Source organism: Flavobacterium gelidilacus DSM 15343 (genome assembly GCF_000422685.1).
GTDB classification, from domain to species: domain Bacteria; phylum Bacteroidota; class Bacteroidia; order Flavobacteriales; family Flavobacteriaceae; genus Flavobacterium; species Flavobacterium gelidilacus.
In genome coordinates this window covers 373,450-388,723 of sequence record NZ_AUGN01000001.1, presented here as the reverse complement: position 1 = coordinate 388,723, position 15,274 = coordinate 373,450, and the positions used below count along the sequence as shown (strand labels likewise).

At 30.4% G+C, this 15,274-nt stretch carries 13 protein-coding genes; 4 read left to right on the top strand and 9 right to left on the bottom strand.

Annotated features, from left to right (window positions below; all coding sequences use genetic code 11):
- Position 1: 1 nt before the first annotated feature.
- Complete coding sequence (gene uvrB / locus G507_RS0101770; RefSeq protein ID WP_026715872.1) at positions 2-1,990, bottom strand: excinuclease ABC subunit UvrB; 1,989 nt, start codon at positions 1,988-1,990, stop codon at positions 2-4.
- Positions 1,991-2,111: 121 nt separating this feature from the next.
- Between uvrB and G507_RS0101765 the strand changes: the two genes are divergently transcribed.
- A complete protein-coding gene (locus G507_RS0101765; RefSeq protein WP_026715871.1) occupies positions 2,112-3,290 on the top strand; it encodes a M28 family peptidase in 1,179 nt (392 codons plus the stop codon).
- Here the strand turns inward: G507_RS0101765 and G507_RS0101760 are convergent.
- From G507_RS0101760 to G507_RS0101750, 3 genes are read right to left on the bottom strand one after another with little or no spacing between them, the layout of a single operon-like run.
- Positions 3,287-3,949, bottom strand: coding sequence for a thiamine diphosphokinase (locus G507_RS0101760; RefSeq protein WP_026715870.1), 663 nt, complete (start codon positions 3,947-3,949; stop codon positions 3,287-3,289). The two genes, G507_RS0101765 and G507_RS0101760, sit on opposite strands and share 4 nt — an antisense overlap.
- Before the next feature lie 12 nt (positions 3,950-3,961).
- On the bottom strand, positions 3,962-4,798 hold the full coding sequence (locus G507_RS0101755) for a DUF4249 domain-containing protein (protein ID WP_035665383.1): 837 nt from the start codon (positions 4,796-4,798) through the stop codon (positions 3,962-3,964).
- A gap of 3 nt (positions 4,799-4,801) precedes the next feature.
- Entirely contained in the window at positions 4,802-7,174 is a 2,373-nt protein-coding gene (locus G507_RS0101750) for a TonB-dependent receptor (protein WP_026715868.1), read from the bottom strand.
- Between the two features lie 116 nt (positions 7,175-7,290).
- Between G507_RS0101750 and G507_RS17195 the strand changes: the two genes are divergently transcribed.
- On the top strand, positions 7,291-8,010 hold the full coding sequence (locus G507_RS17195; RefSeq protein ID WP_211218966.1) for a hypothetical protein: 720 nt from the start codon (positions 7,291-7,293) through the stop codon (positions 8,008-8,010).
- Positions 8,011-8,084: 74 nt separating this feature from the next.
- Here the strand turns inward: G507_RS17195 and G507_RS0101740 are convergent, their stop codons facing one another.
- From G507_RS0101740 to G507_RS0101720, 5 genes are all read right to left on the bottom strand, one after another.
- On the bottom strand, positions 8,085-10,307 hold the full coding sequence (locus G507_RS0101740; RefSeq protein WP_026715867.1) for an NADP-dependent isocitrate dehydrogenase: 2,223 nt from the start codon (positions 10,305-10,307) through the stop codon (positions 8,085-8,087).
- 247 nt (positions 10,308-10,554) lie between these two features.
- Positions 10,555-10,911: a 50S ribosomal protein L19 gene (gene rplS, locus G507_RS0101735; protein WP_026715866.1), complete on the bottom strand. Its 357-nt coding sequence runs from the start codon at positions 10,909-10,911 to the stop codon at positions 10,555-10,557.
- Between the two features lie 186 nt (positions 10,912-11,097).
- A complete protein-coding gene (gene trmD / locus G507_RS0101730) occupies positions 11,098-11,775 on the bottom strand; it encodes a tRNA (guanosine(37)-N1)-methyltransferase TrmD (protein ID WP_026715865.1) in 678 nt (225 codons plus the stop codon).
- Between the two features lie 97 nt (positions 11,776-11,872).
- Positions 11,873-12,670, bottom strand: a complete 798-nt coding sequence (locus tag G507_RS0101725) for a class I SAM-dependent methyltransferase (protein WP_026715864.1) — start codon at positions 12,668-12,670, stop codon at positions 11,873-11,875.
- Positions 12,671-12,743: 73 nt separating this feature from the next.
- Positions 12,744-13,463, bottom strand: coding sequence for a 3-ketoacyl-ACP reductase (locus G507_RS0101720; RefSeq protein ID WP_026715863.1), 720 nt, complete (start codon positions 13,461-13,463; stop codon positions 12,744-12,746).
- Between the two features lie 173 nt (positions 13,464-13,636).
- Between G507_RS0101720 and G507_RS0101715 the strand changes: the two genes are divergently transcribed.
- Both G507_RS0101715 and G507_RS0101710 read left to right on the top strand, forming a co-directional pair.
- On the top strand, positions 13,637-14,569 hold the full coding sequence (locus tag G507_RS0101715; protein WP_026715862.1) for a peptidylprolyl isomerase: 933 nt from the start codon (positions 13,637-13,639) through the stop codon (positions 14,567-14,569).
- A gap of 189 nt (positions 14,570-14,758) precedes the next feature.
- The gene (locus tag G507_RS0101710) at positions 14,759-15,262 is read left to right on the top strand and encodes a hypothetical protein (protein WP_026715861.1); all 504 of its coding nucleotides are present in this window, start codon (positions 14,759-14,761) and stop codon (positions 15,260-15,262) included.
- Positions 15,263-15,274 lie beyond the last annotated feature (12 nt).

Here is a 15,274-nt window from a genome sequence, read left to right as displayed (position 1 = left end):
TTTATATTTTTTCTTGTAACATTTTAATTTCATCTCTTAATCTTGCAGCTTGCATAAAGTCTAATTCTTTAGCAGCTTTTTCCATTTCTTTTCGTTTATCGCGAATTTTCTTTTCTATTTCTGGTTTTGATAAATATTGACTTTCTGGCTCAGCGGCTTTGTATTCAAGGTTTTCATAGTATTGTGTAGAAACCGAATTCTTATTTAAAGCACTTCCTAAACTTTTATTTAAAGCTTTTGGTTCTAAGCCGTGTTTTGTATTATAAGCCGTTTGTTTTTCTCTACGATAAGTTGTTTCGTCCATCGTTTTTTGCATGCTTTTTGTGATTTTATCCGCATACATAATGGCTTTTCCGTTTACGTTACGAGCAGCACGACCAACAGTTTGAGTTAATGATCTATGACTTCTCAAAAATCCTTCTTTGTCAGCATCTAAAATAGCAACTAACGAAACTTCGGGTAAATCTAAACCTTCACGAAGTAAATTCACACCAATTAAAACATCAAAAATACCTTTTCGTAAATCTTGCATGATTTCAACACGTTCTAAAGTATCGACATCAGAATGAATATAGCGACAACGAATGGCAACTTTTGTCAAATATTTCGTTAATTCTTCAGCCATTCTTTTGGTTAAAGTTGTGACTAAAACACGTTCGTCTTTTTCACAACGCAACTGAATTTCCTCAATTAAATCATCTATTTGATTCAAACTCGGACGAACTTCAATAATTGGATCTAATAACCCTGTTGGACGAATAACTTGTTCTACATAAACACCTTCACATTTTTCTAATTCATAATCAGCTGGAGTTGCCGAAACATAAATAACTTGATTTTGTAATCCTTCAAACTCTTCAAACTTTAACGGACGATTATCCATTGCTGCTGGTAATCTGAAGCCGTATTCAACTAAATTTTCTTTACGACTTCTATCGCCACCATACATAGCGTGAACTTGCGATAATGTAACGTGACTTTCATCCACAACCATTAAAAAATCATCTGGAAAATAATCTAACAAACAGAAAGGTCTTGTTCCAGGTAATCTTCCGTCTAAATAACGAGAATAATTTTCAATTCCAGAACAATATCCTAATTCGCGTATCATTTCTAAGTCAAAATTGGTACGTTCTTCTAATCTTTTGGCTTCCAAATGTTTTCCAATTTCTTTGAAATATTCCACTTGTTTCACCATATCTTGTTGGATTTCCCAAATGGCGCCATTCAATACATCAGGTGAAGTCACAAACATATTAGCAGGATAAATGTTTAATTTATCATATTTTTCAATCACTTTTGCATCTCTTGCATCAAAAGCTTCAATTTCTTCAATTTCATCTCCAAAAAAGTGAATTCTGAAAGGATCATCAGCATAACTTGGAAAAACTTCAACCGTATCACCTTTAATTCTGAATGTTCCTGGTGTGAATTCCATTTCCGTTCTAGAATATAAACTTTGTACTAATTGATGTAATAATTTAGTTCTAGAAATAACTTGGTCTTTTTCAACCGTAACGATATTTTTTTGAAACTCAACCGGATTTCCGATTCCGTATAAACAAGAAACAGATGAAATCACAATAATATCTCTACGACCAGAAAGTAGGGCAGAAGTAGTACTTAAACGCAGTTTTTCTAACTCTTCATTGATAGATAAATCTTTTTCAATATAAGTTCCAGTTACTGGAATAAAGGCTTCGGGTTGATAATAATCATAATAAGAAACGAAATATTGGACTGAATTTTCAGGAAAAAACTGTTTGAATTCAGAATATAATTGAGCAGCAAGTGTTTTATTATGAGCTAAAACTAATGTTGGTTTTTGTACTTCTTGAACTACATTAGCAACTGTAAAAGTTTTTCCAGAACCTGTTACACCTAATAATGTTTGGTATTTTTCACCATTATCAATTCCTTTTGAAAGTTTTTCAATGGCTTGCGGTTGATCACCAGTTGGTTTGTAATCTGAAACGACTTTAAATTTCATTTAATAGTATTGCAATTTATGTCTGTAAAGTTACAAAGTAATATTAAGATTATACAATTGTATAATAAATTATATATTTGTTCTGATTTTTCTAGTTATTATAAATTAAGAATCAAATTTTATGAAAAAGACTATAAGATATACCCTGTTTTTTTTACTGTTTAGTAATTTATTTTTTGGACAAATATTTGTTCAAAATTACTCAAATATAGCAAACCAAGTTTCGCAATCTAATATTACAGCTAATTTAACTGAATTTCAAAACCTTGGCGTAAAAAGAAGAGGAACACAACCACTTGAAAACGCATATAATTGGTTAAGAAATAAATATTTAGGTTTTGGATATGCTACTTCTCAATTGCAAGAAGATACTTTTGCAAATTCTTCTTTTACTTGTAAAAACTTAATAGTCACTAAAATTGGAACACTTTACCCGAATACTTATGTGATTATTTGTGGTCATTATGATTCAATAGTTGGTACAGGAACAAATGATAATGGAAGTGGAACTTCTGCTATTTTAGAAGTTGCTCGTTTGCTTCAGAATTTGCCAACAGATTATTCAATTAAATTCATACATTTTAGTGGAGAAGAAGATGGATTAATTGGAAGTCAACATTATGTAACAACAGTGGTTAATGGTACAACACCGAAAATGAATATTAAATTAGTTTTTAATTTAGATCAGGTTGGTGGTGTAGCTGGTGCTGTTAACAATACAATTACTTGTGAAAGAGATTTAAGTTCTCCAACAACAAATAATGCAGCTTCAAATACAATTACCAATGAATTAATTACATGTGTAGGCTTATATTCGCCTTTAAATACTTATTTGTCAAACGCTTATAGTTCTGATTATATTCCTTTTGAAAACAATAATGAAGTAATCACAGGTTTTTATGAAAAAAATGAATCAACTCATCCACATTCATCAACTGATTTATTAATTAATATGGATCCAGTTTTTAATTATAATGTTGCTAAAGCTGCTACTGGAGCGATGTTGCATTTTGCAGTTGCTCAAACAACTTTGGGATTGAATTCAATTCAAGAAGATTATAAAATTAGTTTTTATCCAAATCCAACTAAAGAGTATCTATTTATAAATTTTTGTATCACTCCAGAAGATAATTATACCTTACAATTAATTGATATAAATGGAAAAATTGTTCAAACAGAACAAATAAGTAATCCAAAACAAGTGGAAACAGTTAATGTTAGTAAATTGTCAAAAGGAATTTATTTGGCTAATTTATTTTCTGAAAAAAGCAGTACAAGAACTAAAATTATAATTGATTAATCCCAACATTCCATTAGTAATAAATCACCTGATTTATGTGTGATTTTTACAATGCCATCTTCAGCAACATGATTACTGCTTCCTGTTTTGTAACCAATAGTTAACGATAAATTATCTAAAGGATAAAACAAGTTAGTTGAATGAATATCAATTACTTCACCAATTGGAATTAAAGATATAACACTGTCTTTTGTATACCATTTTTCAAAGCTCGAAGACAGTAAAAATATTTTGGAATGATCATCTAAAATTACAATTTTCAGTAAATTTCTATACCGAACTATGTTTGTAATATTTGTTATTGTATGATCTGCTCTTTTTCCAGTTGCCCAAATGACATTTACAGCTGGAATTTTTCGTTCAATTAAATAATCAAAGGCTTTTTCTAAATCTGTTTTGTCTTGGTTTGGTGTGTGTACTATTTCTATTGGATATTGACTTTCTTTATAGAAATTTGCGTCAAAACCTCTATCAAAATCACCTAATAAAACATCGATTTTTATGCCTAATTCTAAAACACGTTCAATAGCAGAGTCTAATACAATTACTAAAGGAGACCATTCTAATAATTGCCCTAACAATTCATCATTACAAGCTGCGCCATTGGCTATAATTAAAGCTGGTTCTTGATCATCGCGAACTATATGATGTGAAGACATTTAATTTGTGAATTATTGTATTGTGTATGTTTTAGTATCTATTTCAGATAAACTAAAATAACCAAAGGCAAAGTTATCAGAATTTGTTTCATTAACAAAATTACCCCTTATAGTTGCAGGAGGCGTTGAGAAAGGACTTCCTCCATTTCCTCCGGCAATTCCCAATAATACATTTAAATAATTATAGTAACGTTCAGAAATTCCATGCAATGTAAAAGTAAGTTCGGCTCCGGGTTTCATGTTTTCATTTGAGTATAGACCAAACATTTGATTTCCTTGAAAAAACTGATCATTAACAACATCGTATTCAGGTAAGAAACTAAAATTTGAATTAAATTGAATTAAATAAAAGTTATCTGTATTTCCATTATCTTGAAAAAAGTATTTAACTTCAATTTCATCACCTAAAAAACCTCCTTCATTGTTTTGTTCTACTGAATCAATTGTTGGTACTGCTTGAAAAGTTTCTGTTGCTGTGTATGTTTCCCCTTTTGAAATAACTGTGAGTATATAAGTTTCACCAATGACACAATTAAAATTTCCACAAACATATTCTCCAGTTCCTGGATTTTCTGTAAAATTATATGTATTTATTGCATCTGTAATAAAAATAGTTGCTCCAGAAACTACAGGAATTGTACTGGAAAAATAATCTGTACTTGTTGTTAATTTTATTTTTTGTTCATTTCCATTTGTTCCCTTTTTCCATAAAATGGAAGATTCTATTACTAATCTCGGATTAGCATTATCTAAATCAACATCAACGACATCTTCACAACTAATTAAACTTACTAGCATGACAATTAATAGAATAAATAATGTAGCTACTTTATATATGAATTTTACCATGATTTAAAATTTAAAATTATACGTTACACTTGGAACTATTCCAAAAATAGACAAACGAACAGCTTCGTTATTTCCTGAATCTTGATTTTGTCTAAAACTTATAGAAGCTGCATTTTTTCTACTATAAAGATTATAGATTCCGAAAACCCATTCTCCTTTTATTTTCTTTCCTGCATTATTTTTAGGAGTCATTGTGGCAGAAATATCTAAACGATGATAAGTTGGTAAATTATTGCTATTTCTTTCGCTAAAACTAGGAACCGTTATACCTAAATATTGATATTGTCCATTTGGATAAGTTACAGGTTGTCCAGTTTGTAAACTAAAAATACTACCAAAGCTCCACTTATCATTTAGTTGATACATTCCGGTTACAGATAAATTATGTGTTTTATCCCAACCTGTTTTGTACCAATCACCATTATTTATGCCAATTTCATCGGCAGTTCTTCCAGCTGTTTGTTGTTCTGAACGGGATAAAGTATAAGAAATCCACCCACTTAATTTTCCTTCATTCTTTTTAACTAAAATTTCTAAACCATAAGCTCTTGATTTTCCTGCTAAAACTACTTGTTCGATAGCGTTGTTTGCAATTAAATCAGCTCCATCAATATAATCTAATCTGTTTTTTATGTCTTTATAAAAGGACTCAACTTCCAAAGTATATTTTCCATTTTCAAAATTTCTAAAATAGCCAATTGCATATTGATCTAATATTTGAGGTTTAAGAAAATCATCACTTGGCGCCCAAACGTCTAATGGAGTAGGAGATTGTGTATTTGATATTAAATGCAAGTATTGAGTCATTCTATTATAACTCATTTTAATAGATTGTTTATAATCGATAGAATACGATAATGCTAATCTAGGCTCAAGGTTTCCAAATCTTGCAATAGTTTCATTTGACCCATATTTTTTGGTTCCAATCGGAGTTGCTTTTTCATAAATTTTTAAATCTGAATCATAATTTACAGCTTGATTGTTTTCATACACATTTATTTCTTGACTTCCCAATCTATAAAACATACTGTATCGTAAACCATAATTTACGGATAGTTTTTCTGAAATAGTTTGTTCAGCATCAACATAAATTGCTGGCTCAAAAGCATATTTTTTATCTAATTGATCAGGGTTTATTCCAGAATTTGAGTCTGTTGGTTCAATTTTTCCTGGATTGAAATCGTAATAAACGGTGTTGATTCCGTACGTTAATTTTGTTTTGTCTGTCAAATAATGTTTAAAATCATATTTAAAATTGTAATTTTTGATACCACTATCCCAATTAAATCCAATAAAATCAAGCGTTAAGCCGTAATAATAATCGCTATATATCAAGGAAGCGTTAGAAAATAATTTATCAGAAAAAAGATGATTCCAACGGAAGTTTAAAACACTATTTCCATAAGTATTTACAAAACTTTGATTCAAGCTAAAAACATCTCTTCCAAAATAACCCGAAAGGTATAAGTTGTTGTTATCATTTACTCTATAGCTTAATTTTGTATTCAAATCATAAAAATAAGCTGAATTTTGATTGTCAGTAAGTTTTAAAAATAAATGAGCATAAGAACTTCTTCCACTAATTAAAAAAGAACCTTTGTCTTTAACGATAGGTCCTTCTGCTAAAATTCGACTTGATATTAGACCAATTCCACCATTTACATGAAACTCTTTGCTGTTACCTTCTTTTTGATAAATATCTAATACAGAAGCTACTCTTCCTCCAAAACGCGCTGGAATTCCACCTTTATATAATTTTAAATCTTTAATAGCATCAGCATTAAAAACCGAAAAGAAGCCAAATAAATGCGAGGAGTTATAAATTGTAGCTTCATCTAAAAGTATCAAATTCTGATCTACTGCACCACCTCGGACATTAAAGCCTGATTGTCCCTCACCAGCATTTGTTACACCAGGTAGGGTCAGAATAGATTTTAAAATATCTACTTCACCTAATATTACAGGCATTTGTTTTATGGTGTTAATAGAAAGTTTATTTACACTCATTTCTGGACTTTTTATATTTATTTTGTCCGGATTATCAACCAAAACAATTTCATTTAAAACTTCTTCACTTTCAATAATTGAAAAATTATTTTTCACATTTTGGTTTAAATCAATTGTAGTTTTTATTTCTTTATAGCCTAGATAGCTAATTCTAACCGAATAAATACCTTTTGGAAGAGTAATTGAATAAAAACCATATTCATTAGTAGAAGTTCCTGTTCTTAATTCATCAATAATTACAGAAACACCAATTAATGTTTCATTAGTCTTTTCATCTGAAATTACACCACTTAAGGTGAATTTTTCCTGAGCTGAAGAAAACACAGTAAATAATAAAAGAAATAGAGAAATAAATCGTCTAACTAACATGGCATAAATTTTGAGTTACAAATTTGATAATATTATTCTAAACTTTTCTTTATCAAATGTTAATTTGTGGTTAATTGCAGAAATATTTTTTAAATTTACATAAACAAAAAGCAATAATGCGGACTTTACTTTCAATAGTTTTTCTATTTTTTATTTCATTCACCATGATAGGACAAAGAGAAGTTCCTAAAAAATCGGGTGAATTAAAGTTAGAAAACTATAAGATTCCAACTAGTATCGATAAACCTAAAGTTGAAGAACCTAAAGCAACAATTGGTTATAAAAGTATTTTAACCAAAAAAGATGATGTTTATTTAAAGAAATTTACTTTCAAAAAAGAGGAGAAAGTGCAACCTATTATGGTTCAAAAAGATGAAGGTTATGATTTTGATGAAGATAGAAAAAGCGCTTTAAATGACAGATTAAAAGAAGCCTCTACTGGAAATCAAAAAACACAATATTTAGGTGAATTTACTGTAGAGACAAATTTATTAAAAATAATGTGTCGCGATCATCAAGAACCTGATGGAGACGTAGTTTCAATTTTAGTGAATGATAAAGTTGCTGTTCAGAGTGTTTTATTAGAAGCTGGCTATAAAACCTTTTTTATTAGTTTAGAAAAAGGTAGTAATCATATTGACTTTGTAGCTTTAAATCAAGGAACTTCTGGACCAAATACAGCTGCATTTGTAGTGTTTGATGAATTTGGAAAACAAATAACGGCTAGCGAATGGAATTTAAACACAGGAGTTAAAGCCAGTTTAATTATTATGAATAAAACAGATGACAAAGCAAAAGAAGATGATGCTTTGAAAGAAGATAAAAAGGAAGAATAAAGAACAAACAAAACATAAAACGAAAAACGTCCTAATTTCTTAGGACGTTTTTTTGTTTTTATATGGAATATGAATTATTTCAACTTTGCTAAAATACCATTAAATGTTGCACTTGGTCTCATAGCTTTATCTGTTAATTCAAAATTTGGATGATAATAACCACCAATTTCTTGACGTTTTCCTTGAGCAGCAATTAATTCTTCATTAATTTTTGCTTCATTTGCACTTAGATCAGTAGCAATAGGAGTGAAGATAGCTTTTAATTCAGCATCTTTATCTTGTTTAGCTAAAGCTTGTGCCCAATACAAAGCTAAATAGAAATGTGAACCTCTATTGTCAATACTTCCAAGTTTTCGTGCTGGAGATTTATCATTTTGCAAAAACAATTCCGTAGCTTCGTCTAAAGTTTCCGATAAAACTAAAGCTTTTGGATTGTTGAAAGTCAAACCTAAATGCTCATAAGAAACACCTAAAGCTAAAAATTCACCTAATGAATCCCAACGTAAATAACCTTCTTCGATAAATTGTTCGATATGTTTTGGAGCAGATCCACCTGCGCCAGTTTCAAATAATCCACCACCATTCATTAAAGGAACGATTGATAACATTTTAGCAGATGTTCCAACTTCTAAAATTGGAAACAAGTCAGTTAAATAATCACGTAAAACATTTCCTGTAACTGATATAGTATCTAAACCTTTTACAATTCGTTCCAAAGAAAACTTAGTAGCTTCATCTGGATTCATGATACGAATGTCTAATCCGTTAGTATTATGGTCTTTTAAGTATAAATTTACTTTTTCTATAATTTGTCTGTCGTGAGCTCTTTTATTGTCTAACCAAAATACAGTCGGAACACCAGTTGCTCTTGCTCTATTTACTGCTAATTTTACCCAGTCTTGAATTGGAGCGTCTTTAACTTGACACATTCTAAAAATGTCTCCAGTTTCAACTGCTTGTTCCATAATTACCTTTCCGTTGGCATCTTTTACCTTTACAGTACCATTTGCAGCGATTTGAAACGTTTTGTCATGTGAACCATATTCTTCAGCTTTTTGAGCCATTAAACCAACATTAGGAACACTTCCCATAGTTTTTGGGTCTAATGCACCATTTTCTTTACAAAAATCAATAGTAGCTTGATATATTCCTGCGTAACATCTGTCTGGAATAATTGCTTTAGTATCTTGAGATTTCCCTTCTTTATTCCACATTTTTCCTGAGTTACGAATCATTGCGGGCATTGAAGCATCAATAATCACATCAGAAGGAACATGTAAGTTAGTAATTCCTTTATCTGAATTCACCATAGCTAAAGCAGGACCATTTTCCATAGCAGCAGTTAGAGCAGCTTCTACTTCAGCTTGTTTTGGATTTCCTTCAATTTTTGCATAAACATCACCTAAACCGTTTTTAGTATCAACACCTAATTCATTAAATAAATCAGCGTATTTAGCAAAAACATCAGCAAAGAATACTTCTACGAAAGCTCCAAAAATTAAGGGGTCAGAAACTTTCATCATCGTTGCTTTTAAGTGTACTGAAAATAATACACCTTTTGCTTTTGCATCAGCAACTTGTTCTGCGATGAATTTCTTTAATGCATTCATATTAATTACAGATGAATCAATAACTTCACCTGCCAATAATGGAGAATTTCCTTTTAATATTTTAGTTATACCGTTAGCACCTTCAAATTCAATTGAAAAACTTCCAGCATCTTTTATAGTAACTGCTTTTTCAGTACCATAAAAGTCGCCACTTTCCATATGAGAAACGTGTGTTTTCGAGTCTGATGACCACGCACCCATTGAATGTGGATGAGCTTTTGCATAATTTTTAACGGCTTTTGGAGCACGTCTATCTGAATTTCCTTCACGTAAAACCGGATTTACAGCAGAACCTAATACTTTAGCGTATTTAGCTTTAATAGCTTTTTGTTCGTCTGAATTAGTTTCTTCTGGAAAATTAGGAATTGCGTAACCTTGAGATTGTAATTCAGCTATTGCTTCTTTTAGTTGAGGAACAGAGGCCGAAATATTGGGTAATTTTATGATATTAGCTTCTGGTTGAGTAGCTAACTGACCTAGTTCTGATAAAGCATCAGCCACTTTTTGATCTTCTTTTAAATAGTTTGGAAAATTGGATAAAATTCTTCCTGCTAAAGATATATCTCTAGTTTCTAAATCAATGTTTGCAGGTTTAGAAAAAGCTTGTACTATTGGCAAAAATGAATGTGTTGCCAACATTGGAGCCTCATCTGTAATAGTATAAAATATTTTTGATTTGTTAGACATGAAAAATGTTATTTTAGTTATGAAATAATATGATACTCAATATAATTTGAAAGAATCAATTATTTTTGAGCCACGCAAATATAAGAAATTTGAAGCTATTATAGGAAGGATTATAGCGAAATCGTTTGAATTGCTAAATTCGAAATTAAAACAATTTAAATTATGAATTTAATAATTAAGCAAATAAAATTTTGACAAAAAAAAAGTCCCAATCGAAATTGAGACTTTATTATGAGAATTTTGGATACTAGTTTTTGTATCTTCTTTCTTTAATTTTTGCTTTTTTACCAGTAAGTTCTCTAAAGTAGAAAATTCTTGCTCTACGAACTTTACCTCTTTGGTTAACTTCAACTTTTTGTAAAGCTGGCAAGTTAATAGGGAAGATACGCTCAACACCTACAGAACCTGACATTTTACGAATTGTAAAAGTTTCAGTAGCTCCAGAACCTCTTCTTTGGATTACAACTCCTTTGAAGAACTGAGTTCTAGTTTTTTCACCCTCTTTAATTTCATAGTAAACTGTGATTGTATCTCCAGCACTAAAATCAGGGAAATCTTTTTTTGTAACAAATTCGCTATTAACGAAATCAACTAAATTTGACATAATAATATAAATAACTTGTTGAATCTAAGCAACATACACGAGTATCGTCAGAGGTTGGTCAAATATGGGTGCAAAAGTAGAAAATAATTATGAATTATGAAATATAAATTATGAGTTTTTTACAATTATTCGATAGTTTGATTATTCGATGGTTCGAAAAATCTAATAATCTAACAATCGAGTAATCTATTCTTCCAACAAATCTGGTCGTCTATTTTTGGTATGTTCTAGTGCTTTGTCCTCTCTCCATTGTTCTATTTTGGGAAAGTTTCCGCTTAATAAAATATCTGGAACTTTCATTCCTTTATATTCAGCAGGTCTAGTATAAATAGGAGGTGACAGTAAATTATCTTGAAAACTATCAGTCAATGCTGAAGTTTCATCCGACAAAACTCCTGGAATTAAGCGAATAATGGCATCACAAAAAACGATTGCTCCAATTTCACCACCAGAAAGAACATAATCTCCAATTGAAATTTCTTTAGTAATATGCAAATCACGAACACGTTGATCTACTCCTTTATAATGACCACATAAAATTATTATGTTTTCATACATTGACATAGAATTTGCCATTTTCTGATTCAAAGTTGAACCATCAGGTGTCATGTATATGATCTCATCGTATGCTCTTTGTGATTTTAAATCTAAAATGCAATCATCAATAGGTTGAATATTCATTACCATTCCAGCACCGCCACCATATTGATAGTCATCAACACTTTTTTGTCTGTTGGTTGTGTAATCTCTTAAATTGTGAAAATGTACTTCTACCAGTTCTTTTTCGATAGCTCTTTTCATAATAGAACCTTCAAACGGACTTCTAAGTAAATCAGGTAAAACGGTTATGATGTCAATTCTCATTTTTTTTTGTTTGAAAGTTTTTGAATTTGCAAAGTTAGCAAGTTTTTTTAGTTTCAGGTTTGTCTGAATATCTAAAATCTGAAAATCCGAAAATCTTTTAAATTTTCCTTCCAATCAAACTAAACATCATTGGAATTTTATTTTCCAAATGCTTTATTCTAAATTTATTGGATTCGAATTCAATGGTTTCATTGAAACAATTATAATTAGAATAATCATATTCTTCAAAGTGTTCAATTTGTAAACCATTATTCATTAAAGCCTGAAAAACTTCAGAAAGAGAATGATTCCAGCCAATATAATCCGTTTTTATGTCTGCATTTTGGTCTGCATATGTTCCTGAGTATTCTTCTATAATTGGTTTTTCGTTTTGATAATGGTATTTAATTTTGGTAAAATCATCATCAAACATCCAAACTACTGGGTGAAATTCCACAAAAACTAACTTCCCGTTTGGTTTTAAAAAATGTGCAATGACTTTTGCCCATTTATTCAAATCGGGCAACCAACCAATCGTTCCATAACTGGTGTAAACAATATCAAATTTTTCATTTGAGTGATTTGGTGAATCGTACACATCTGAGCAAATAAATTTGGCATCTAAATCTAGTTCTTCATTTAATTCTTGCGCTTTTTCAATAGCTTTATCTGATAAATCGACTCCTGTGCATTTCGCACCAATTCGAGCTAAGGAAAGTGTATCTTGTCCAAAATGACATTGCAAATGTAAAATGGTTTTGTCTTTTATATCACCTAAAAGGTCTAAATCAATTTGAGGAACTGAGTTTTTACCTTTTAAGAAATCGGAAACGTTATAAAAATCAGAAGCTACATGAATATCGACATTATTATTCCATGTTTGTTTGTTAACATCTTTATAATTATCGGTACTCATATAGCTTGTGTTTTAATTTGTAACAATTTACTTCAAATAAATAACGCTTCCAAATTAATATGTTTTTTAAAGCTTATGGATTTGTTGACCAAAGTGAAGCTCCTTTTAACATAGCTCTTCTTGGTAATTTTAATCCAGCAACAATTAATTCAGCAAAATCATCTGGTTGTAAGACTGAATCTTCTGAGTTTTTATTGGCGATTCCTAATTCAATTGACATATCAGAAGCGATTGTACTTGGAGTTAAAGTGCAAACTCTAATGTTGTTTTTACGCACTTCTTTCATCAATGATTCTGACATTCCAATTACAGCAAATTTTGAGGCTGAATAGGCAGAAGTATTAGCATTTCCAGTCAAACCAGCAGTTGAAGAAACATTAAAAATGTCACCTTCATTTTTATCAATTAAATAAGGAAGGACTTCTTTTGTAACAAAATACATTCCCATTACATTGGTTTGAATGATTTCTGACCATTGATCCACTTTCATATCATTTAAAGACCCAAAAGCAGCAACTCCAGCATTATTTACTAAAATGTCTACACTTCCAAAATCACTAATTATTTGTTTTATTCCTTTTTGAACCTCTTCATAAATGCCTATGTCAAAAGCAGCATAAGTGGCATTTACACCTAAAGCCTTTAATTCTGAAACCGTTTCTTGCAAACTTTTTTCGTTTCTTCCAGTAATGGCAACATCTATTCCTTCTTTTGCAAAGGCTAGGGCAGTAGCTTTTCCAAGTCCTCTGCTACCTCCTGTGATAATTGCTTTTTTACCTTTTAAATTTTCCATTTTAGTCTAATTTTTATTTACAGTAAAATTAAAAATTAAATAGTTCTTTAAAGGAATTAAAACCTTAAATTAATTATAAATTACGGATTCAACTTTAAGAATTTGTTCTGATTTAGAAGTTTTTTATGTCTAATAAAATGACTAATTTTGTGCAATAATTTAAATTCAAAAAAATGCAAGACGGAATTTACGCAAAATTTAATACAACTAAAGGAAGTATTATTGTAAAGTTAACTCATGATAAAACTCCTGGAACAGTTGGTAACTTTGTTGGTTTAGCTGAAGGACAGTTAGAAAACAACTTTAGAAAAATGGGTGAACCTTTTTATGATGGCATCAAATTTCACAGAGTGATTCCTGATTTTATGGTTCAAGCTGGTTGTCCACAAGGAATTGGAACGGGTGATCCAGGTTATAAATTTGATGATGAATTTCATCCAGAATTGCGTCATGATAAACCAGGTGTTTTATCAATGGCTAATAGTGGAGTTGGAACTAATGGTTCTCAATTTTTCATTACACATGTGCCTACAAATTGGTTAGATAATAAGCATACTGTTTTTGGACATGTTATTGAAGGAATGGATATCGTTAATGAAATTGCTCAAGGTGATATCATTGAATCTGTAGAAATCATTAGAGAAGGTGATGATGCTAAAAATTGGAATGCGATTGAAGCGTTTAGAACTTTTGAAGGTTCTCGTGAAAAAAGAGTTGCTGAACAAAAAAGAATGGCTGAAGAAGCTATGGAAAAATTAGCTGCTGGTTTTGATAAAACAGAAAGTGGTTTACGTTATAAAATGATTCAAAAAGGAAATGGAACACAAGCCGAAAAAGGTAAAATGGTTTCAGTTCATTATGAAGGTTCTTTAGAGAATGGACAAGTTTTTGACTCATCTTACAAAAGAAAAAGTCCGATTGACTTTCAATTGGGAGTTGGACAAGTTATTTCTGGATGGGATGAAGGTATCGCTTTATTAAAAGTTGGAGACAAAGCTCGTTTTGTGATTCCTTCTTATTTAGGATATGGTTCTCAAGGTGCTGGAGGAGTTATTCCACCAGATGCAACATTGATTTTTGATGTTGAGTTGATGAATGTTAAATAAGTAGAGAACCAATTTTTAGCATAAAAATTGAGTGAATCACTTATTCCGAAGTTGTTTCGGAATCTTTTGAAACAATGAAATATTTATATAAAAATCCCGAAGAAGTAATTTTTCGGGATTTTTTTTATTTTTAAAAATAACTGGTATTATTCTTGATTTTGTATTTTTACAATTATTATCATACAATCCATGAAAAATCTATTTTCTTTCGTCTTTCTTCTTTTTTCTTTCATCTCTTTCAGTCAGATTCAACATTGTGGATTTGATTTTACGTCTTATTTAGTAGTTGATGTCCATGAAAATGGTAAAACTGTGAATTTAGATAACATAAAAATTACTGTAGTAGATAAAGAAGGAAAAGAAGTCATAAACACAAACAACTCTCTAAGTTGGAAAGACGGAAATAAACCTATGCTTTTTACTAAAAACTATTTAATTAATAAAGAAGGTGCAAAAGAACGTTGGTTTTTTCCTTATGCCAAAGACAATTATTTACTTTCTATTACCAACACATTTCCTGCTGAAAATTATAATATTAAAGTAGAAGATTTATCGGGAAAATTTAAATCTCAAACAATTGAATTAAATAGTTTCAATTTGTATATTCTATGTTCAAGTGAAAACGAAAAACAAGCTCGAAAATTTGGACCAAGAAGTAATAGTCCTATTGATGTTGTGATGGAAGAGAACTAGTTGGCAGTGTTC

What these genes read in the sequence shown, in the direction of transcription:
- uvrB (WP_026715872.1), bottom strand. Translation starts at nt 1,990, where the DNA reads ATGAAATTTAAAGTCGTTTCAGATTACAAACCAACTGGTGATCAACCG.
- G507_RS0101765 (WP_026715871.1), top strand. Translation starts at nt 2,112, where the DNA reads ATGAAAAAGACTATAAGATATACCCTGTTTTTTTTACTGTTTAGTAAT.
- G507_RS0101760 (WP_026715870.1), bottom strand. Translation starts at nt 3,949, where the DNA reads ATGTCTTCACATCATATAGTTCGCGATGATCAAGAACCAGCTTTAATT.
- G507_RS0101755 (WP_035665383.1), bottom strand. Translation starts at nt 4,798, where the DNA reads ATGGTAAAATTCATATATAAAGTAGCTACATTATTTATTCTATTAATT.
- G507_RS0101750 (WP_026715868.1), bottom strand. Translation starts at nt 7,174, where the DNA reads ATGTTAGTTAGACGATTTATTTCTCTATTTCTTTTATTATTTACTGTG.
- G507_RS17195 (WP_211218966.1), top strand. Translation starts at nt 7,291, where the DNA reads ATGCGGACTTTACTTTCAATAGTTTTTCTATTTTTTATTTCATTCACC.
- G507_RS0101740 (WP_026715867.1), bottom strand. Translation starts at nt 10,307, where the DNA reads ATGTCTAACAAATCAAAAATATTTTATACTATTACAGATGAGGCTCCA.
- rplS (WP_026715866.1), bottom strand. Translation starts at nt 10,911, where the DNA reads ATGTCAAATTTAGTTGATTTCGTTAATAGCGAATTTGTTACAAAAAAA.
- trmD (WP_026715865.1), bottom strand. Translation starts at nt 11,775, where the DNA reads ATGAGAATTGACATCATAACCGTTTTACCTGATTTACTTAGAAGTCCG.
- G507_RS0101725 (WP_026715864.1), bottom strand. Translation starts at nt 12,670, where the DNA reads ATGAGTACCGATAATTATAAAGATGTTAACAAACAAACATGGAATAAT.
- G507_RS0101720 (WP_026715863.1), bottom strand. Translation starts at nt 13,463, where the DNA reads ATGGAAAATTTAAAAGGTAAAAAAGCAATTATCACAGGAGGTAGCAGA.
- G507_RS0101715 (WP_026715862.1), top strand. Translation starts at nt 13,637, where the DNA reads ATGCAAGACGGAATTTACGCAAAATTTAATACAACTAAAGGAAGTATT.
- G507_RS0101710 (WP_026715861.1), top strand. Translation starts at nt 14,759, where the DNA reads ATGAAAAATCTATTTTCTTTCGTCTTTCTTCTTTTTTCTTTCATCTCT.